Source organism: Streptomyces sp. H27-C3, from assembly GCF_030063415.1.
Taxonomy (GTDB): Bacteria; Actinomycetota; Actinomycetes; order Streptomycetales; family Streptomycetaceae; genus Streptomyces.
In genome coordinates this window covers 327,715-350,456 of record NZ_JASITA010000001.1, presented here as the reverse complement: position 1 = coordinate 350,456, position 22,742 = coordinate 327,715, and the positions used below count along the sequence as shown (strand labels likewise).

Annotated in this window: 2 protein-coding genes; both read left to right on the top strand. The window is 70.3% G+C overall.

All coding sequences use genetic code 11. The features are described 5' to 3' along the window. The first annotated feature begins 36 nt into the window (after positions 1-36). Positions 37-15,120, top strand: coding sequence for an SDR family NAD(P)-dependent oxidoreductase (locus QMK30_RS01235; RefSeq protein WP_283515198.1), 15,084 nt, complete (start codon positions 37-39; stop codon positions 15,118-15,120). Continuing rightward, positions 15,117-22,739 (top strand): non-ribosomal peptide synthetase, encoded by a 7,623-nt coding sequence (locus tag QMK30_RS01230; RefSeq protein WP_283515197.1) that lies wholly within the window; start codon positions 15,117-15,119, stop codon positions 22,737-22,739. Before QMK30_RS01235 ends, QMK30_RS01230 begins: the two co-directional genes overlap by 4 nt. Positions 22,740-22,742 lie beyond the last annotated feature (3 nt).

Genomic DNA, 22,742 nt, shown 5'->3' with positions numbered 1-22,742 from the left:
ATTAAGATTCCTTCGCACAGTGACCTGCATCGGTTCTTGAGCGAAACGTTGGCCGGCGTCCTGGGAACCGAAGTGGCTCCGAACTCCGCCGGCGTGCACGTCGCGGAGCTGGGGCTGGACTCGATCAGCTGCGTCGTGTGGTTGCGCGAGGTCAACCGAACCCTTGGGCTGTCCCTCACGATGGCCGATGTCTGCAGTCACCCCACGTTCGGCGAGCTGTCTGCCCTTGTTGAGGGCGCCATGGGAGATCTGATGAGTGCGACGGTCCCTGGGCCCTCGGCTGCCCCGAGCGGTTCTGTCTCCGCCCACCCGAGCATTGCCGCGCATCTGCGGGAGAGCCTGGCGGCGGAGCTGGAACTGGCGGTGTCGGACATCGACGACGACGCGCCGTTCGTGGAGCTGGGTCTCGACTCGATCACGGGAGTCACCTGGACCCGCAGGCTGAATACGCATTTCCAGCTGTCCCTGTCGGCCACTCAGGTCTACAGCCACCCCACGGTCGACGAGCTGGCAGGCCATCTCGCCGGCCTGCTCGGGCAAGCCGTCGCGCCCGCCGCCGTCACGGACGTCCGGGCACAACCGGCTCCGGAAGCCGCCTCCGAGGGGGGATCGCGGGCCCGCGGCGAGGCCCAGGAGGCAGCGCTCGGCGCATGGCTCCGCGCGAGCCTCGCCAGGGAGCTGGAGCTGGCCGAGTCCGAACTCGACGATGACACCCCCTTCGTGGAGCTGGGCCTGGACTCGATCACGGGCGTCACGTGGACCCGGTCCATCAACACCCAGCTGCAGCTGTCGCTGTCCGCGACCACGGTCTACGGCTATCCGACGGTCAGCGAGCTGGCGCGGTACCTGGCGGAAGTGGAGCGCGCGGGGCTGCCCGGGGCCGAGGCGGAGAACGGTCCCGGGGCGGAGGCTGCCCCCGAGGCGGAGACCGCCCCCGAGGTGCCGCCGAGCCCGAGCTCGAGCCCGCCCCCGGAGCCTGAAGCGAAGCCGGAGCCGGAGCCGGTGGCTTCGGACCGGACGGGCAAGCGGGGTGTCGAGCTCGTCGACATCGCCGTCATCGGTATGTCCGGCGCGTTTCCCAAGGCCGAGAACCTGGACGAGTTCTGGCAGAACATCGTCACGGGACGCGACTGCGTCTCCGAGGTGCCGCCCTCGCGCTGGCCGGTGGAAAGGTACTACGACGAGCGGCCCGGCACGCCCGGAAAGTCGTACAGCAAGTGGATGGGCGTTATGGAGAACGCCCACCACTTCGACCCGCTGTTCTTCAACATCTCGCCCGGCGAGGCGGAGTACATGGACCCGCAGCAGCGCGTCCTCCTCCAGGAGAGCTGGCGCTGCGTCGAGGAAGCGGGCTACAACCCCGAGGCCCTGTCCGGAACGCAGTGCGGTGTTTTCATCGGCTGCTCCGTGAACGGCTACGGCGGGAGGCTCGACGAGACGGAGCTGAGCGCGCACCAGAACCTCGGCACCAACAGCGCCATCCTCGCCAGCCGAATCTCCTACACCCTGAACCTCAAGGGCCCCTGCCTCTCCATCGACACCTCGTGCTCCTCCTCGCTCGTGGCCATCGCCAATGCCTGCGACAGCCTCTGCCTGGGCGACAGCGACACGGCTCTGGCGGGCGGAGTCTGGGTGATACCCGGACCCGGCGTGCATGTGGCGATGAGTCAGCTGCGCGCACTCTCGCCCGACGGGCGTTGTTACGCATTCGACGAGCGGGCCAACGGTTTCGTGCCGGCCGAGGGCGTGGGTGTACTGCTCCTCAAGCGACTCGCCGACGCACAGGCCGACGGGGACCGTGTCCAGGCCGTCATCAAGGGGTGGGGCGTCAACCAGGACGGCAAGTCCAACGGCATCACCGCACCCAGTGCCGAGGCACAGACCCAGCTCCAGAAGCGGGTGTACGACAAGTTCGGTATCGATCCGGCCGACATCGAGCTCGTCGAGGCGCACGGCACCGGCACCGCCCTGGGCGATCCGGTCGAGATCGACGGCCTCGTGCAGAGCTTCACGTCCTCCACTGACCGGCACGGCCACTGCGCACTGGGCTCGGTGAAGAGCAACATCGGTCATACCGCGTGCGCGGCCGGAGTGGCCAGTTCCATCAAGGCGATCCTCGCCCTGAAGCACGAGACACTGCCGCCGACGATCCAGCACGAGCGGCTCAACGGGCACATCGACCTCGACGGCACACCGTTCTACGTCAACACCCTGGCTCAGAGTTGGCAGCGCCGGGACAAGCCGCGCCTGGCCGCGGTCAGCTCCTTCGGATACAGCGGGACCAACGCCCACCTCGTGGTGTCGGAAGCCCCCGCAGCCGCCGAGCGCCCGCAGAAGCCGGACGCGCGCCTGATCGCGCTCTCCGCCCGTACTGCCGCACAACTGCGGGAGCAGGCGCGGCAGCTCGTCACGCACATCGACGAGCACCCGCAGGAGAGCCTGCGGGACATGAGCTTCACCCTCCTCGGCGGCCGCAAGCACTTCCGCCACCGGCTCGCGCTCGTGGCGAACACCCCCGCGGAGACCGCCCTGACACTGCGTACCTGGCTCCGGAGCGGCAGCGCGGCATCGGTCAGGACCGGCGACAACAAGCCGCAGCGCCCGGTGCGGGGCCCGGCCGGGCCCCACGAACCGGCAGCGCGGGAACAGACCGATCCGCGCCGACTGGAGCAGCTCGCCGAGGAGTACGCACAGGGCGGAGCCCTTGCGTTCGAGTTGCTGTTCACGGGCAGGGCGGGAAGGCGGCCGGGCAGGATCTCCCTGCCCACCTACCCGTTCGCCAAGGACACGTACTGGCTGGACTCCGCAGATGGCGTCACGAAGGCCGACCGGCCCGGCGCCGGGAACGCCCGTGGCTCCGCCGAAGCCGGTGAGCCGCGTGCGGCGGACACCATCGGCAGGGCCGTGCTGTCGCTGGAGCCGCGCTGGGAGCCGCGAACCGGGCCGTCCGGCCCCACCGCCGAACCGGGCGGCCGCACCGTATGGCTGGTCGGGCCCGCAGTCGCCGACGGGTCGGCGCGCGCCCTGGTGTCCGGTACCACCGAACTGCGGACGTTCGAGTTCGACGCCGACCGACCGCTGGACGCCGAGTACCTCCGGCTGACGCAGACGTTGCTGACCGACATACGCACCCGGGCCGGTCGACGCGCAGAGCTGGGCGAAAGCTTTCTGCAGGTCGTGGTCCTGGGCCATGGGGCATCGGCCCTCCGGGTCATGACGGGAGTGTCCGGGCTGCTGCGCACGGCTGCCCTCGAACACCCGTGGCTGCGCACGCAATGCGTCCAATACCTCGACCGCGTCGATCACGGCGACCCCCGGTCCGTCGCCGCACTCGCCGAATCCATCGACGCGGACGCCCGTGGGAGTGCTGAGCAGGACATCCGCCACCGCGGCGGACAGGCGTACGTCCGGCGACTGGCCGAAGTGCCCCCGCACCCGGCGGCCGCCGCTCAGGCCACCCCATGGCGCGAAGGCGGCGTACACCTCATCACCGGTGGACTGGGCGGGCTCGGGCTGATCCTCGCCGGGGAGCTGACCCGTACTCTGCACACGGGAACGGTCGTCCTCGTCGGCCGCTCCGCGCCCGACACCCGTCGGCTGCGTGTGCTCGACGCCCTCGAAAAGCCGGGCGTCACGGTCGAGTACCGGCGGGCCGACGTCACCGACCGGCGGGCCGTCGACGAACTGATCGACGATGTCGTGGCACGCCACGGCGCCGTCCACGGAATCGTCCACTGTGCCGGGACACTCCACGACGGCTACCTCGCCACGAAGACGGAAGCGCAGCTGCGCGCCGTACTCGCCCCCAAGACGTCGGGGCTGGTCAACCTGGACGAGGCGACCAAGGACCTGCCCCTCGACCATCTGATCGTCTTCTCGTCCACCGCGGCGGTGCTCGGAAATGCCGGGCAGGGCGACTATGCGGCGGCCAACGCCTTCCTGGACGCCTACATCGAGCACCGCGGTGAACTCGCCGCGCAGGGCGGCAGGTCCGGGCACGCCCTCTCGGTCGGCTGGCCGCTGTGGGCGGACGGCGGTATGCGCCTCGACGACGCGGCGCTCGCGCGGCTGCGCCGCATCGGAGTGCACCCGCTGGCCACCGAGGACGCGCTGCAGGCCATGTCGGCCGCAGTCGCGAGCGGACGCCGGCACACGCTCGTACTCTCCGGCGACCGCGAGTTGCTGCTCAGCCGGTTGTCGCCGTACATCGGCGACCCGACGCCTGCCACCGCACCTGCTCCGACGCCGGTCCCGGCCGTCGCCACGCTCCGTGCGCCGGTGCGCGAGACAGAGGAGATCTGGCAGCGCACCCTTGTCGCAGAGGTGTCGGCGCAGTTGAAGGTGCCGGTCGAAGAGATCGATGTGGACGGTGAGTTCGGTGAGTACGGCTTCGACTCGATCAGCCTGACCGAGCTGGCCGGTCGACTGGGCGACGGCCATGGAGTGAGCGTGGCTCCCACCGTGTTCTTCGAGCACACCACCCCGGCGCGCCTGGCCGCCCACCTGGCCCGGAGCGGCCCCGAGCCGGTCGCTCAGGCCCCCGCCGGCGCCGCCGAGAGCGCCACTGACATACCGGACCTGCTGGAGACAGCCCGGCGCACCCTTGTCGCGGAGGTGTCGGCGCAGTTGAAGGTGCCGGTCGAAGAGATCGATGTGGACGGTGAGTTCGGTGAGTACGGCTTCGACTCGATCAGCCTGACCGAGCTGGCGGGCCGGCTGGGCGACCGTTTCGGCGTGAGTCTGGCGCCCACCGTGTTCTTCGAGTACCGGACGGTGGACAGTGTCGCCGTTCACCTGGTCGAGACGTATGCCGACCGGATCGCGCCGGCCTGCCCCGAGCCGTCGCCCGCGCCCGTATCTGTGCCCGTGCCCGTGGAGACCGTGTCGGCAGCAGACACAGCAGAGACCGCAGAAGCAACGGACGCACCCGAGGCCGCAGGACCCGCGGCGCCGATCGCCATCATCGGTATCAGCGGCAGCTTCCCGCAGGCCCCCGATCTCGACACGTTCTGGGAAAACCTGCGTGACGGCAAGGACTGCATCAGCGAGATACCCGAGGACCGCTGGGACTGGCGGGCCATGCACGCGGACCCGGCCACGCCGCGCAACAGGAAGCATGTGCGCTGGGGCGGTTTCCTCGACGGCGCCGACCGGTTCGACCCGCTGTTCTTCGGCATCTCGCCGCGCGAGGCCCTCGCCATGGACCCGCAGCAGCGGCTTCTGCTCACCCACGCCTGGCAGGCGTTGGAGGACGCCGGCTACGCGCCGTCGAGCCTGGCCGGCAGCGACACCGCCGTGATCATCGGCACCGCGCCCAGCGGCTACGGCAGCCTGATCCTCAAGGAACAGCAGGGTGAGGACGGTTACGCGGCAACCGGAGCCTCCGGCTCCGTCGGCCCGAACCGCGTCAGCTATCTGCTCGATCTGCACGGCCCCAGCGAGCCGGTCGAGACCGCGTGCTCGAGCTCGCTGGTCGCCATCGACCGCGGCGTCGAGCTGCTGCGCAGCGGCCGGAGCGGACTCGCTCTCGTCGGTGGCGTGAACACCATCGTCAGCCCCGATCTGCACATCGGCTACAGCCGTGCGGGCATGCTCTGCGAAGACGGCCGCTGCAAGACGTTCTCGGCGCGGGCCAACGGTTATGTGCGGGGCGAGGGCGTCGGCATTCTGGTCCTCAAGCCGCTGGACCGGGCGGAACGCGACGGGGACCGGATCCTCGGCGTCATCCGCGGCACAGCCGTCAACCACGGCGGCCGCGCCCACTCCCTCACCGCCCCCAACCCGCACGCCCAGGCCGAGCTCCTCAAGGCCGCGTACCGCGAGGCGGGCATCGACCCCCGCACCGTGACGTACATCGAGGCGCACGGCACCGGGACCGAGCTGGGCGACCCCGTCGAGCTCAACGGACTCAAGAGCGCCTTCAGCGTGCTCCATGAGGAGACCCAGGGTCCGGGGGTCCGCGCCGAACCGGCCCGCTGCGGGCTGGGCTCGGTCAAGAGCAACATCGGGCACCTCGAACTGGCCGCCGGTGTCGCCGGGGTCATCAAGGTGCTGCTCCAGATGCGCCACGCCACTTTGGCGGAGAGCCTGCACTGCGAGGAACTCAACCCCTATCTGGACTTCTCGGACAGCCCCTTCGAGATCGTGCGCGAGCGCCGTCCCTGGGAGCGGTTGCGCGATGCGCAGGGGCGCGGCATTCCGCGCCGGGCCGGCGTCAGTTCCTTCGGGTTCGGCGGCGTCAACGCCCATCTCGTACTTGAGGAGTACGAGTCCCCGGCGGCGCACGGCGAGAGCGCTGCGGGCTCCCCGTCAACGGACGAGATCTCCGCGGGCCGCCCCGCCCTGATCACCCTGTCGGCCCGCACCGGGCCGCAGCTGGTCGAGCAGGCCAGGCGGCTGCGCGACCACCTGCGGAGCCTGCCCGTCGGCGCGGCGCGCCTGACGGACCTCGCCTTCACGCTCCACATGGGGCGCGACGTGATGGAGGAGCGGCTGGCCTCCTGTGTCACCTCCGTGGCGGAACTGGAGCGCAGGCTCACGTCCTTCGTCGAGAGCCCGGACACCCACGACAACTGGCACCGGGGCGCCGTGCCGCGGCGCGCCTCCGCGACCACGGCGGCCCGGCCTGACGCCGGACGCCTCGCCGAGGCGGACCGCTGGTTCGCCGCAGGGGAGTACGACCACGCCCTCGCCCGGTGGGTGGCGGGCCACCCCGTCGACTGGCGGGGGCTGTACGAGCGGGGACCCCGGCCGGCACGGATCGCCCTGCCGACCTATCCGTTCGCCGAGGAGAGCTACTGGGCCGGACGCCGCGCCTCCGGCGCGGCCACGGCCGCGCCGGCCCACCCGATGCTGCACCGCGCCGTGCCGGGCGTCGCCGGTGACGACAGCGCGGACGACATGTCCCCGACGGCGTACGACACCGTCTTCGACGGCAGTGAACCCTTTCTGCGCGATCACCGGGTCAGGGGCAGCCGTGTCCTGCCCGGCGCCGCGCACCTGGAGATGGCGCGGTCGGCGGTCGCGCGGGCAGCGGGCGCACAGCCCGCGAGCCGGGTACGGCTCCTCGACGTCGTATGGCTGCGGCCCGCGATCTGCGGGGAGGACCGGCTGAAGCTGCGGCTCGGCCTCAGGCCCTTGGCCGAGGGCCCGGGCGGGGCCGTCTCCGGATACGCATACACCATCCACAGCGTCGACGCCGACGACGCGCACACCCTGTGCAGCCAGGGCAGGGCGAGCCTGCCCGGCACGCCGGCCGAGCGCCGGGCCCTCCCGCTCGACGCACTGCGTGGTGTCTGTGCCGGGTCCGCCTTCTCCTCGGCGGAGATCTATGACGTGTACGACCGGGTGGGAATGGGCTACGGCCCGGCGCAGCGGTCGCTGGCCGGACTGACCGTGGGCGCCGACGCCGCCGGACGGCCCCAGGTGCTCGCCGAACTGCGCCTGCCGGACGCGGCGAACGAGGACGGAGCCGCCGAACGCTACGGTCTGCACCCGAGCATCCTCGACGGAGCCCTGCAGGCCACCATCGGCCTCGGGCTGTCGGACGACGGCAGCGGCGAGCAGTCGGCCCGGCCGGCGCTTCCCTTCGCGCTTCAGGAACTGGACGTACTCGCCGCCACTCCGGCGACGGCCTACGCCTGGATCCGGTACCAGGACGGCAGCAGCCCCGAGGACACCTCGGCCAAGCTCGATGTGACGCTCCTCGACGAGCACGGACAGGTGTGCGTGGAGCTGACCGGGCTGAGCGCGCGGGTACTCCCCGGTGAGCCTGCGACCGCACGTCCGGCCGCGGCCCCCGCCGAGCCGTGGACGCCGAGCGAATCGTCGCTCGCCGAGCGCGCGCTGCCGTACATGCGCCGACAGCTCGCCACGGCACTCCAGGTGGAGGTCGAGCAGCTGGACGTCGACACTCCGCTGGAGCACTACGGCATGGACTCCATGATGGCGATGGAGCTCACGCGCCATCTGGAGGACACCTTCGGGGTCCTGCCCAAGACGCTGTTCTTCGAGGTACGGACCATCCGCGCGCTGAGCGAGCACTTCGCCGAGGAGTACGCGGAGCGGCTGCGCACGGCGCTCGGCGCCGACGCGCAGCCGAGGCGCGAGCAGAGCGGGCCCGGCGATCCCGCACCGCTCGCGCCGCTGCCGGCCGTCCTGGCCGGCCCGGGTGCCGCCGTGTCTGCGCCCCTGCCCGTACCTGGCACGGACATCGCGATCGTCGGCGTGAGTGGACGGTACCCGCAGGCCGAGAACCTGGACGTCTTCTGGCAGAACCTCCGCTCCGGCCGCGACTGCATCACCGAGGTCCCGGCGGACCGCTGGGACCACCGCGACTTCGGCAGCGCCACGTCCAAGTGGGGCGGATTCCTCGACGGCGTCGACCGCTTCGACCCTCTCTTCTTCCACATCTCGCCGCGCGAGGCCGAGTACCTCGACCCTCAGGAGCGCCTGTTCCTGGAGTGCGTCCACCACACTCTGGAAGACGCCGGATACACCGGTGAACTCCTCGCCCGGCAGTCCGCCGAGCGGGACGGTGCCGAGAGGACCATCGCCCCCGCGGGCAAGGTGGGTGTCTTCGTCGGCGTGATGTACGAGGAGTACCAGCTCCACGGCGCCCAGGCGCAGGCGCGGGGCCACCAGGTGGCGCTCTCGGGCAGCCCCTCCTCCATCGCGAACCGGATCTCGTACTTCTACGACTTCCACGGGCCGAGCATGGCTGTCGACACCATGTGCTCGTCCTCGCTGACCGCGATCCACCTCGCGTGCGAGGCGATCAGGAGCGGCCAGTGCGAATCGGCGATCGCCGGCGGAGTCAACGTCAGTGTCCACCCGAACAAGTACCTGATGCTGGGCCAGGGCAAGTTCGCGGCCAGTGACGGCCGCTGCCGCAGCTTCGGCGAGGGCGGTGACGGCTACGTGCCGGGTGAGGGTGTGGGCGCCGTACTGCTCAAGCCGCTGGAGCGCGCCCTGGCCGACGGCGACCACATTCACGGAGTCATCAAGGGCACGGCGCTCAACCACGGGGGCAGGACGCATGGCTTCTCGGTGCCCAGCCCTGTCGCCCAGGGCGATGTGATCGCCCGGGCGCTCGGTCGGGCCGGGGTCGACCCGCGCTCGATGACCTACCTGGAAGCACACGGCACCGGCACCTCGCTGGGCGACCCGATCGAACTGGCGGGCCTGGTCAAGGCGTTCCGCTCGGCGGGCGGGGGAGAGCTGCCCCCGCGGAGCTGCGCGATCGGCTCGGTCAAGTCCAATATCGGCCACTGCGAGAGCGCGGCCGGTATCGCAGGCGTCACCAAGGTGCTGCTCCAGATGCGTCACGGTGAGCTGGCGCCGAGCCTGCATTCGCGCACGCTCAACCCGCACATCGACTTCGACGGGACGCCGTTCAGGGTGCAACAGCACCTGGAGCCGTGGCACGGTCCGCGTATCGCCGGAGTCTCGAGCTTCGGCGCGGGCGGCTCCAACGCCCATGTGATCATCGCCGAGTACGAGCCGGAGAGGGGCGCGGACACCGCCGCCTTCCCATCCGAGACCGCGTCCCCGTCCACGTCCGAACCCGCTCTCCGCACCTCCGTCGTCCCGCTCTCGGCGGCGACCGAGGAGCAGTTGGTCGAGCAGGCCCGCCGGCTGCGGGCGCGCCTCGACGAGCTGACCGACGACGACCTCGCCTCCGTGGCGTGGACGCTCCAGACCGGACGCGTGGCCCTGGACGAGCGGCTGGCGTTCACGGCGACCTCGCTGGAATCCGTCAGGCACCGGCTCGACGCGTTCCTCGCCGACCCTGCGCGGCCCGGTGACTGGGCGCGCGGCAGCGTCCGCCCGGGCCAGGAGACGCGAGCGGCCGACCTGGCAGCCGGCGACGGGGGCGAGGGCGCTGACCAGGGCGGGCTCGGCCAGCTGGTGGACCGGTGGGTCCGGGGAGCGGCTGTCGCATGGGAGCGGCCGCACCCGCGGGCCGGCGCACGGCCCCCGCGGCGCGTCAGCCTGCCCGGCTACCCCTTCGCCCGCGAGCGCCACTGGCTCGACCTCACCGGCATGGACCCGGTTCTCGACCGGGCAAAGGCGCCTGTGCCGTCCGGGGCCTTCCTGCACCCCCTGCTGCACCGCAACGACTCGACGGCCTTCACGCTGGCCTTCCGTACCCGCTTCGACGGTGCGGAGCCGTTCCTGCGCGACCACCGGGTCGCGGACCGGCACGTACTCCCCGCCGTCGCCCAGCTGGAGATGGCTCGCGAGGCTGTCGCACGCGCCTTCGAGGTCACCGAGCCCGGCCGGGTCCGGCTGCACGACGTGGTGTGGCTGCGGCCCGTCGCCCTGGAGAGCGACGAACTGCTGCTGAGTCTGCGGCTGCGGGTGCTGAGCGCCGACGAAATCGAGTACGAGCTGTATGTCACCGGCGACGGCGGCGGCGAAACACTGGCGGGACGGGGCGGGGCGACCCTGCTCCAGGAGGCGCCCGTACCGCACCAGGTGTCCCTGGACACCCTGCGCGAGCGCTCTCGCGGACACCTCGAAGGCGGCCGGGTATACGCCGAGTTCGCCGACAGGGGCCTGCACTACGGGCCGGCGTACCGGAGCATCGAGCGTCTTGTGCTCCTCGACGACGCCGACGGCAGCCCGCAGGTCCTCGCGGAACTGCGTGCACCGGACGGTGCGCACGAGGCGGCCGAGCAGCTGTGTCTGCACCCGAGCGTGCTGGACGGGGCCCTGCAGGCGGGCATCGGCCTGGTCCGGTCCGGCGACCGGGCCACAGGCTCGACGACGGCGATGGTGCCGTTCGCCCTGGACAGCGTGCAGGTGTACGCCGCCACTCCCGAGCGCGCTCATGTCTGGCTCCGCTCGGCCGCGTGGACGTACGACATCGACGTGTACGACGAGCACGGCCGGATCTGCGTCGAGCTGCGAGGACTGGCTCTGCGTGAGCTGCCGCCGCCGCAGCCCGAGCCCGGCCCCGACGACCTGCCGCCGCCGCAGCCCGAGCCCGGCCCCGACGACCTGCTGCTGTTGCGCCCGGTGTGGGAGCCGAGCGACGAAGCGCGGGGCGCCGTGGCCGACGACGACATCTCCGAGCGTCATGTCGTCTTCGTCGGCCGGTTCGCGGCCGGAGAGCCGGACGCGCTGACGGCGGCGCTGCCCGCGTCGGCGCATCACGAGGTCGTGGACCTGGCGGGTGAGGAAGCACTGGACCAGCAGTATCTGGCGGCGACGCAGCGCGTGTTCGCGCGGGCCCGCGGCCTGCTGGAACACGGCGTACGCGGTCCCGCGCTGCTCCAGGTCGTGCTCGTCGGGGACACCGGCGCGAGCGACCAGGGGCACCTGTCCGTGTTCGGCGGGCTGAGCGGTCTGCTGAAGACCGTGTCGCTGGAGAACCCGAAGCTGCGCACCCAGCTCATCGACTGCCTGGACGGCGCCGCACCGGCCGTCGTCGCCGGCCGGCTGCGCGGGGAGCCGGCGCCCGAGGTGCGCTACCGTGCGGGCCGACGTCAGATCAGGCGGCTCGAGGAGGTGGCCGGTGCGCCCCGACCGGCGGCCACGCCGTCCTGGCGCACGGGCGGCGTCTATCTGATCACCGGAGGCACCGGCGCCCTGGGCCTGATCACGGCCGCGGAGATCGCAGCCTCGGTCGAGAGCGCCACCGTGGTCCTCGCCGGGCGCTCCGCGCTCACCGAGGAGCAGCGGCAGGCCGTCGAAGCCCTGCGGGCGGCCGGGCTCCTGGTGGACCACCAGCGCATGGACGTCGCCGACCGCGGCGCGGTCGACCGGTTGGTGCAGCACATCGCGCGCACGCACGGGCCGCTGACCGGCGTCGTGCACAGCGCCGGCGTCCTGCACGACAACTTCGTCATCAGGAAGACGCCGCAGGAGCTGGCGCGCGTACTTGCACCCAAGGTCGCGGGCCTCGTCCATCTCGACGAGCTGACCCGGGACCAGCCGCTGGAGCTCTTCCTGTGTTTCTCGTCGACGAGCGGCGCGCTGGGCAATCCGGGCCAGGCCGACTACGCGGCGGCGAACGCCTTCATGGACGCCTACGCGGCCCATCGCAACCGCCTCGCTGCCGCCGGGCTGAGAGCCGGCTGGACCCTGTCCGTCAACTGGCCGCTCTGGGAGGACGGTGGGATGCGGGCGGACGACGCGACCAAGGAGCAACTGCGGCGGATGGACCTGCTGCCCCTGGACACCGAGAGCGGACTCCGCGCTCTGCGGACCGGCCTGGCTGCGGGGGGCGCCGTCCTCGAGGACGGCCGGCTCCTCGTCGTCGCAGGGCGGTACGAGGCACTGCTGCCCCGGCTCACCGGGCGGCGCGACGAAACACGGGTCGCCGAAGCACAGGGGCGGACACCGGAGAGCCCGCAGGTCTCGGAGGGGTCCAAGAGCGCCCAGAGCGCCCAGAGTCCCCAGAGCGACCTGGCCCTGCAGAACAAGGCTCTGCGCCACCTTCGCCACGAGCTGGCGACGGCTCTCAAGCTGGGGCCCGACCGGCTGGACGCCGAAACCCCGCTGGAGCGCTACGGCATGGACTCCGTCGTGGCGATGAACCTGATCGCGCAGCTGGAGAAGACCTTCGGCACGCTGCCGAAGACACTGCTCTTCGAAGTGCAGACGATCCGGGAGCTGTCCGAGTACTTCGTGGCGCATCACGAGGACGAGTTGCGCGCGCTGTTCGGCGACACAGGCGCTGAGCGGAAGCAGCCGCAGGCCCGGTCGGCGGGCTCGCCCGCAGGCAGCGCCGCTCCGCCGGTACGGGCCGAACTGCGCTCCCGGCCCACCCGCGTTCAGGACGACAGCGCCACCGGCGCCCACCCCGACATCGGAGTCGGCGACCGCACAGCCGCCGCCAGTGAGGACGTCGCGATCATCGGGATCAGCGGTCGCTATCCGGGCGCCCCGGACCCCGACGCCCTGTGGGCCCGCCTCCGCACCGGCGACGACTGCGTCACCGAGGTCCCGGCCGACCGCTGGGACCACGGCGAGTTGTTCGACCCGGACCGTGACGCACTCGGCAAGAGCTACTGCAAGTGGGGAGGATTCATCGACGGGGTCGATCAGTTCGACCCGCTGTTCTTCGGCATCTCGCCGCGCGAGGCCGAGACCATGGATCCGCAGCAGCGGCTCTTCCTGGAAACGGTCTGGCAGCTCCTGGAGCAGAGCGGCGTCACCCAGGAGACCATCGAGCAGCGCTACGACCGTCGCGTGGGCGTGTACGTCGGCTCGATGTACCAGATGTACCGGGCCGACGCCGAGGACGTCGTACGCTCCGCGCTGACCTCTGCCGCGTCGTACAACCTCATAGCCAACCGGGTCTCGCACTTCTTCGGGCTCGAAGGCCCGAGCCTGGCCGTGGACAGCATGTGCGCGTCCTCGGCGACCGCGATCCATCTCGCCTGTGCCGACCTGCTGCGCGGCGAGAGCGAGCTGGCGATCGCCGGAGGCGTGAACCTGACCATCCACCCGGACAAGTACCTCGCGCTGTCCCGGGCACAACTGCTGGGCAGCCACCCGGGCAGCCGCAGCTTCCGCGACGGGGACGGCTATCTGCCCGCCGAGGCGGTGGGCGCGGTGCTGCTCAAACCGCTGGCCGCCGCACGCCGGGACGGAGACACGGTCCACGCCGTCATCAAGGGCAGCGCCTCGCTGCACGGCGGCCGGGGCAGCCGGTTCATGACGCCGAGCCACAAGACGCAGGTGAACGTGATGCGGCGGGCACTGGAGCGGGCCGGAAGCGATCCCGCCACCATCGGTTACGTGGAAGCGGCGGCCAACGGCTCGGCCCTCGGCGACGCCGTTGAACTCAGCGCCCTGCGCGAGGTATTCGGCGCGGTCACAGAACCCGTCGCGCTCGGGTCGGTGAAGTCCAACCTCGGACACCCCGAGGCGGCTTCCGGCATCGCCCAGCTCACCAAGGTCGTCATGCAGCTGCGCCACCGGGAACTGGCTCCGCTGGCGTCCGCCGGCGCCCCCAACCCCGATCTGAGGCTGGAGGACGGCCCCCTGCGGCTGTGCGACAGCCTGGCGGCGTGGCAGCCGCGCCACGCCGGTGACGGCGTCCCCCGCCGCGCACTCATCAACTCGGTCGGAGCAGGCGGCAGCCACGTCAGTCTCGTCGTGGAAGAGGCTCCCGATCCGGCTGCCGGCCCCGGTGCGGCGCGGCACGCCGAGGCCGATCCCGCAGAGACGCAGCCGCAGTTGATCGTGCTCTCCGCACAGGACCACGAGCGGCTGCGCACCGCGGCCCGGCTCCTGCACGAGTTCGTCGAGCGCGACGACTCGGTCGCCCTGGCGGATCTCGCCCACACTCTGCAGGTGGGACGGGAAGCGCAGCCCGAGCGGCTGGCCTTCGTCGTGGACTCCCGTGCCGAACTGGCCAAGCTGCTCTCGGACTTCCTGGAGTCCGAGCCGCCGCACGCCGGCCTGCACCTCGGCAACGCCGAGGACAGCGCAGGCCCGCTCCGGGACCTGCTGTCGGGCAGCCACGGCGAGGCGTTCGTCGCCGGGCTCTTCGCCGACGGCGACCTGGACCGGCTCGCCGCGCTCTGGGTGCGGGGCGGCCGGATCGCATGGAACGGCCTGCACGAGGGGCGGCGTCGCCGACTGGTACCGCTGCCGACGACCGCGTTCCGGCGCAAGCGCTACTGGGTCGGGCACATCGGCAGGCCGCAGCCGAAGGCGGACCACCAGCCCCGCCCCAGGCCCGGCTCCCCGTCCGACGCACCTTTCGTCCCCGGAGGTACCCACAACGCCGGAGCCGACATCACCCGTTACCTCGCGGACTACCTCACGGAAGCGCTGGGGCTGGACATCGGTGAACTCCCCGTGGACAAGGACCTGCACGGCGTCGGGGTCGACTCGATCCTGTGGGTCCGGCTCCAGCGGGCCGTCGAGGCCGACCTCGGCCTCAGGCTCACCACACGGGAGATCGTGGAGCTCGCCACACTGGAGCGCATCGCGGCCGCTCTCACGGCCAAGCGCGCACCCGGCCCTGTCATCTCTTCTCCGCACACGACCAACGACGACGTACGGGAGGCCAGGGCCAAGGCCCTGGAGGGGTTCCGGCAGGGCGTCGTCGCACTCGAAGATCTCAAAGCACTCATGAAGGAAGCACCGGGCGCGTGAACGAGGATCAGATTCTTGCGGGATTCAAGGCGGGTCTCCACTCCGCCGAGGACGTGCTCGCGTTCTACGAACGGCTGCAGGACGCGCCGGAGACGGACGCCCTCGGCAGGTACCCCCTGTCCGAAGGGCAGAAGGGACTGTGGCTTCTCCACAAGCTCAGCCCCGACTCGGACGTGTACAACGTGCCGGTCTGCTTCCGCAGCGCCGCACCGTTCGACGTCGCGGTGTTCCAGGAGGCGTTCGAACTGGCGGTGGGCCGTCACACCCCTCTGTCCAGCGTGATCGTGGAGGAAGAGGGCACCCCCTACCTGGTGCGGCGGACCGCGGGCGACGCCCACTTCCGCCACCAGCCGGTGCCCCCCGGTCTCCCGGAGGAGGTCCTGCTCGCCCTCGTACGCGAGCAGGCCAAGGCGCCGTTCGACCTCGCGCGGGACTCGCCGGCACGGGCCTTCGTGTACTCGGCTGGCTCGGAGGAGGCACCGGACACCCTCGTTCTGCTTGTCTTCCATCACCTGGTGTTCGACGGCGCGTCCACACCCGTCCTGCTGCGCGACCTGCTCCAGGCGTACGAAGCCCTGCTCCAGGGCCGTACCCCGCAGCGTGCCCCCGGACAGCAGGACAACTACGACGCGTTCGTCCGCTGGGAGGCTGACTTCCTCGCCGGCCCCGAGGGCGCACGTCACCGCGCCTTCTGGCAGGACGCCCTGCTGGGCCCCCTTCCCGTGCTGAACCTCGACATCGAGCGCAGCCCGGCGCCGGGCGCCGCGGCCGTGGGAAAGACGGCCAGGCTCGCGCTGCCCATGGCCCTCGCCGCCGAGGTACGCGACCTGTGCGCGGCTCGCGGCGTCAAGCCCGCGGTGCTCTTCCTCGCCGTGTACGAACTGCTGCTGCACCGCTACAGCGGCGAGCGCGACCTCATCGTCGGCGTACCGTCCATGGGCAGGCCCGGCCCTTCCTACGACGACTCCGTCGGCTACTTCGTCAACATGGTGCCCGTCCGGCACGGGGTGCGCCGCGACGAGCCGTTCACCGACTTTCTGCGCGAGCTGACGCTGGTCATGGCGGACGGCCTCGACCACGCGGCCTACCCGTTCCCGCGCATCGTGCAGGACCTGAGCCTGCGGACCGGGCCCGGAGCCTCCCCGGTTTTCCAGGTTTCCTACGTCTTCCAGAACAAGCGCATGATGCACGTGGCCGACGAGGTGCTGGATCTCGGTCTCGCCCGGTCCCTGCGGTTCGTCGACGAGATAGCCCAGGAAGGAGAGTTCAAGCTCCACCTGGAGGTCTTCGAGAACGCCGCCGACGACTACACGCTGCATCTCAAGTACGACGCCCAGCGTTTCGACGCCGAGGGCGTCGAGCGGTTCCTCGGCCACTACCAGCTCCTGCTCAAGGCGCTCCTCTCCGCGCCGCAGCAACTGGTCTCCGAGGCGTCGCACCTGTCGGACGGGGAACGCCGTCAGCTGCTCGGGGAGTGGAACGACACCCGCCGCGCCTACTCCGACGGCCGCACCCTGCCAGACCTGCTCGACGACGCGGTCACCCGCCACGGCCACCGCACCGCCCTCGTGCGCGGCGACCGGTCGCTGTCGTACGCGGAACTCGGCGCACGCATCGACGCCGTCGCCGGTGAACTGCGCGCCTGCGGCGTCACCCCGGACACCGTCGTCGGGATCTGCATGGAGCGCTCCTTCGAAATGGTGATCGCCCTGTGGGCGGTAATGAAGGCGGGCGGCGCCTATCTGCCCCTCGAACCGGGCTACCCGGCCGAGCGCCTCCAGTACATGATCGAGGACTCGAGCGCCGACATCGTGCTGACCCAGTCCGCCACCGACGTGTCCGCGCTCTCCGGGATCCGCCATGTCCTGCGGCTCGACGCCGAGGGGCGGCTGTCCGGCGAGCCCGCCGGCGACGCCCCGGCACCGGCCGGCGCCGGTCCGGAACACCTCGCGTACGTCATCTACACCTCCGGCTCCACGGGCCGCCCCAAGGGGGTGATGGTCGAACACCGGGCAGTCGTCAACCGCATCGAGTGGATGCAGAACGAGTACGCCCTCGACGCCGACGACGTCGTCCTCCAGAAGACGTCGTTCAGCTTCGACGTCTCCGTGTGGGAGTTCGTCTGGCCGCTCGTCTCGGGCGCACGCCTGGTCCTTGCCGAGCCCGACGGGCACAAGGACCCCGGCTACCTCGTCTCGCTCATCCGGTCGGCCGGGGTCACCACCCTGCACTTCGTCCCGCCCATGCTGCGCGTGGTCCTCGAACAGGACGGCTGGGCCCGGTGCACCTCGGTCCGCCAGGTCTTCTGCAGCGGCGAGGCACTGCCCCCCGAGCTGCCCGCACGGCACTACGCCGTACACCGCGCACGGCTGCACAACCTCTACGGACCGACTGAGGCCGCCATCGACGTCAGCCACTGGGAGTGCCCGTCCGACGGGTCGGCTCCTACCGTGCCGATCGGCAGGCCGATTCAGAACGTCCAGCTCCATGTGCTGGGAGACCTCGGCCAGTTGCAGGCCGTCGGCTGCGCCGGAGAACTGCACATCGCCGGTACCGGCCTGGCTCGCGGCTATCTGAACAACCCCGCCTTGACCCGTGAGCGGTTCGTCCCCAACCCGTATGCCCAGGACCCCGACGCGCGCATGTACCGTACGGGCGACCTCGTCCGCCGGTTGCCGGGCGGCGCCCTTGAATACCTCGGCCGCACCGACAACCAGGTCAAGCTGCGCGGATTCCGCATCGAAGTCAACGAGATCGAGGTGCGCCTGGCCCAGCACCCGGCCGTCCGGGCCTGCGCCGTACTGGCCCGTGAGGACAGCCCCGGCAATCCGCAGCTCGTCGGATACGTGGTCCTCGACCGGGAGCACACCGGCGACTTCCACGAGGAACTCATCCAGCACCTCGCACAGGCCCTGCCCGAGTACATGATCCCCGGAGCCCTGGTCCGGCTGGACGAACTGCCGCTGAGCGTGAACGGCAAGCTCGACCGCAAGGCGCTGCAGGCCCCCGATGCCGGCGCGTACGCCATCGCCGGCGAGCACGTCGCCCCGTCGTCCCCCACCGAGCGCACCCTGCTCGCCATCTGCGCGGGCCTGCTCGGCTTCGACGAGCAGCGCATCGGAGTGAACGACAACTTCTTCGCGTTGGGCGGCCACTCGCTGCTGATCCCGAAGCTGACCGCACGGCTGGCCGACGAGGGCCTCGACTGCGACCTCCAGCACGTGTTCGCCGCCTCGACGCTCGCCGAACTTGCGGCGACGATCGACCTGGCCGCGACCGCTCAGGACGGCGCGACGACGGCCGGCGAGCCGACGGCGGAGCCGTTCACCGTCCCGCCGAACAACATCCCCGCGAACTGCACCCGGGTCACGCCCGACATGCTGCCCTTCGTATCGCTGACCGAGGACGAGCTGGCGACGATCGTCGCCGCGATCCCCGGCGGCGCGGCGAACCTCCAGGACGTCTACCCGCTGGCGGCGCTCCAGGAAGGCATGCTGTTCCACCACCTCAAGGAGAGCGGCCGGGACCCCTATGTGCTCTCCGGCGTGTTCTCCTTCGAGAGCCGCGCCCACCTGGACGGGTTCATGCGCGCCATGCGTGCGGTCGTCGCACGCCATGACGCCCTGCGCACGGCGATCCTGACCCAGGGCCTGCCGCAGCCCCTCCAGGTCGTGGTGCGCCACGCCGACCTGGAACTCGAGGAGTTCGAGGTGCGCCCGGGCACGGATGTCCAAGGCGAGATCCGCGAGCTGCTGGCGGGCCCTCAGACGGTGCGGCTGGACCGCGCACCGCTGATCCGGCTGCGCGCGGCTCGCCGTGCGGGCGCCGACGAGTGGTTCGTGGTGCTCAATCTGCACCATCTCATCGACGACGCCACCTCGCTCGGCTTTCTGTTCCAGGAGCTCGTCGCGCACATGACGGGCAGGGAGGGAGACCTCGCGGAACCGGTGCCGTACCGGAACTTCATCGCCCATGTCCGCCACCAGGACCAGCACCTCGACCCGGCCGGCTTCTTCCGTGCCCAGCTCGGCGAGGTCACCGAACCCACGGTGCTGTTCGGCCTGCACGACGTCCACGGCGACGGCCACGGGGTCCTCGATCTGCGCAGGCCGCTGGACGAGGGGCTCGGACAGCGGATCAGGGAGTGCGCCAAGCAGCTGCGGGTCAGCCCGGCGACCCTCTTCCACGCGGGCTGGGCGCTGGTCGTGGCGGCGTGCAGCGGACGAGACGACGTGGTCTTCGGCACGGTGATGTCCGGACGGCTGCAAGGACCCCGCGGCATCGAGCGCATGCTCGGCAACTTCATCAACACGCTTCCGGTGCGCGTGAACCTGGACGGAACGAGCGTGCGGGATCTGGTCCGCACCACCGACCAGTTGTTGCGCGAGCTGATGCGCTACGAGCAGACCCCGCTGGCCGTCGCGCACGGCCACAGCGACGTGCCGCGCGACACTCCGCTGTTCAACGCGATCCTGAACTACCGGCACCTGGAGGCCGGAGACCGCACCGACGAATCCGAGCTGGAGCGTGCCGGCGTCAAGTCACTTGCGGGTGTGATCGAGCGCAGCAACTACCCGGTCGCCCTGTCGGTCGACGATCTGGGCGACTCCTTCTCGATCGACGCCCAGATCGACCAGGCGCAGGACGCGGAACTGGTCATCGGCTACCTCGAGACCGCCATGACGAACCTGATCGGCGTGCTCGCCGCCGAGGGGCCGGCTCAGGGCCCGGCGCTGGAACTGCCCGTCCTGAGCGACGCACAGCGCCGGAAGCTGCTCGTCGGCTGGAACGAGCAGACGCAGCAGGGGACCACCGACGAGCGCTGTTTGCATGAGTGGTTTGAGGGTGTTGTGGCGGGGGCGCCGGGTGCGGTGGCGTTGGAGTGTGAGGGTCGGGTTGTTTCGTATGGGGAGTTGAACGGTCGGGCGAATCGTTTGGCGGGTTATTTGCGTGGGTTGGGGGTGGGGCCGGGTGTGTTGGTGGCTTTGTGTCTGCCGCGTAGTGAGCACATTGTGGTGTGTGTGCTGGCGGTGTTGAAGGCGGGTGGTGCGTATGTGCCGTTGGATCCGGCGTCGCCGGTGGATCGTTTGGTGCATGTGTTGGGGGACAGTGCGCCGGGGGTGGTGTTGACGGATGGTCCGTTGCCTGTGGGGTTGGGTGTTGGGTCTGTTCCGGTGGTGGATGTGCGGGCGGATGCGGGGTTGTGGGCGGGGTTGTCTTCGGTTGATGTGCCGGTGGGTGGGGTGTCGTCGGGGTTGGCGTATGTGATTTATACGTCGGGTTCGACGGGGACGCCTAAGGGGGTGATGGTTGAGCACCGTAATGTGACGCGGTTGTTCTCGTCGACGGATGCGTGGTTCCGTTTCGGTGAGGGGGATGTGTGGGCGTTGTTCCATTCGTTCGCTTTTGATTTCTCGGTGTGGGAGATCTGGGGTGCGTTGTTGCATGGTGGGCGTCTGGTGGTGGTTCCGCAGGCGGTGGCGCGTGATGCGGGTGCTTTTTATCGGTTGGTGTGTGGTTCGGGTGTGACGGTGTTGAATCAGACGCCGAGTGCGTTTCGGCAGTTGATGGTGGCGCAGGGGGAGGGTGCGCGGCCGCATGCGTTGCGTGTGGTGGTGTTTGGTGGTGAGGCGTTGGATGTGGCGTCGTTGCGGCCGTGGTTGGGGCGTTCGGTCAATGCGGGTGTGGCGTTGGTGAATATGTATGGGATCACTGAGACGACGGTGCATGTGACGTATCGGTTGTTGGGGGAGGGGGATGTTGATCGGGGGGTGAGTCCGATCGGTGAGCGGATTCCTGATTTGCGGACGTATGTGTTGGATGGGCGTGGGCGGCCTGCGCCGGTGGGTGCGGTGGGTGAGTTGTATGTGGGTGGTGCGGGTGTGGCTCGGGGGTATTTGAATCGTCCGGAGTTGACTGCTGAGCGTTTTTTGGTTGATCCGTTTTGTGGTGTGTCGGGTGCGCGGATGTATCGGACGGGGGATCTGGCGCGGTGGTTGCCTGATGGTGGGTTGGAGTACTTGGGGCGTAATGATGATCAGGTGAAGGTGCGGGGGTTCCGTATCGAGCTGGGTGAGATCGAGGCCGCACTCACCCAACACCCCGCCATCGACGACGCCCGTGTCGTGGTGCGCGAGTACGGTGAGCACGACCGCCGGCTGGTCGCCTATCTGGTGCCGTCGGCCGAGCGGGCGCCCGTCGTCCGCGAGCTGCTGCGCATCGGCCGCACCGAGCCGGACGCGCACGCGCGGACGTACGAACTGCCCAACGGCATGACGGTCTTCCAGCAGAACAAGAGTGAGACCGACTTCGTCTACGAAGAGATCTTCACCAACCTCGAATACCTGCGCCACGGGATCACCATCCGCGACGGCGACCGCGTCTTCGACGTGGGCGCCAACATCGGCATGTTCACGCTTTTCGCGGGCAGCCGCTGCCCCGACGCGACGATCCACGCCTTCGAGCCGATTCCGCCCGTGTTCGACTCGCTGCGCCGCAATGTCGAACTCCACGGCCTCAACGCCAAGGTGTACGACTGTGGCCTGGCCGCCGAGGCCAAGGAGGAGACCTTCACGTTCTACCGCCACAACACCGTCATCTCCTCCAGCGTGACCACCGCCGAGCAGGCGCACGAGATGGTCCGCTCCTACCTGCGCAATCAGGAAGAGCTGACCGAGGACGGCACAGCCGGCGCGGTGGCCGGCGACGCGCTCGTCGACGAACTCGTCGACGCCAGGCTCGACAGCGAACAGTTCACCTGCCGGCTCAGGACGCTCTCGGAGATCATCAGCGAGGAATCGATCGACCGGATCGACCTGCTGAAGATCGATGTGGAGAACGCCGAGTACGAGGTGCTCAAGGGCATCCACTGGCGGGACTGGCCCAAGATCCGCCAGCTCGTGGTGGAACTCCACGATGTCGACGGCCAGCTGGAAAAGATCACCACGCTGCTCAGGGCCCTCGGCTACGACGTCGTCTGCGAGCAGGACAACGGACTGCTGCGCAACACGACGCTCTACAACGTCTACGCCCGCCGGGCCGACGACGACGCCGCCGCGCAATCGGACGCGCCGTCCACGGCCGGCGCCTGCTGGTCCGGCCCGGCGGCCCTGCTCGATGACGTGGGCAGCGCCCTGCGCGCCGCCCTGCCCGAGTACATGATTCCCGCCGTCCACGTCCTGCTGGAAGAGCTGCCGCTGACGCAGAACGGCAAACTGGACCACCGCGCCCTCCCCGCGCCGGAGAGCCACCCGCGGCACGCGGCACATCTGGTCGCACCCCGGAGCGAGTCCGAGCGCGCCGTCGCGGCCGTCTGGGCGGAACTTCTGCGCATGGACGTCGACGACCTCGGCACCCACAGCAACTTCTTCTCGCTGGGCGGCAATTCTCTGCTGGTGACCAGGTTGGTCAACCGGCTGGCGCAGAGCACCGGCGCGGAGCTGTCCGTCCAGAGCGTCTTCGACGGGCCGACGCTCACCGAGATGGCGGCCGAGTTGGAACGATGTGCGCCCATGGCCCCGACGGACGGGCCGCTCGACGTGGCTGCAATCCTGGAGAGCATCGGCCTCATCGAGAACATGAGCGACGAAGAGCTGGACGCGTTGGAGGGCCAGATCTAATGA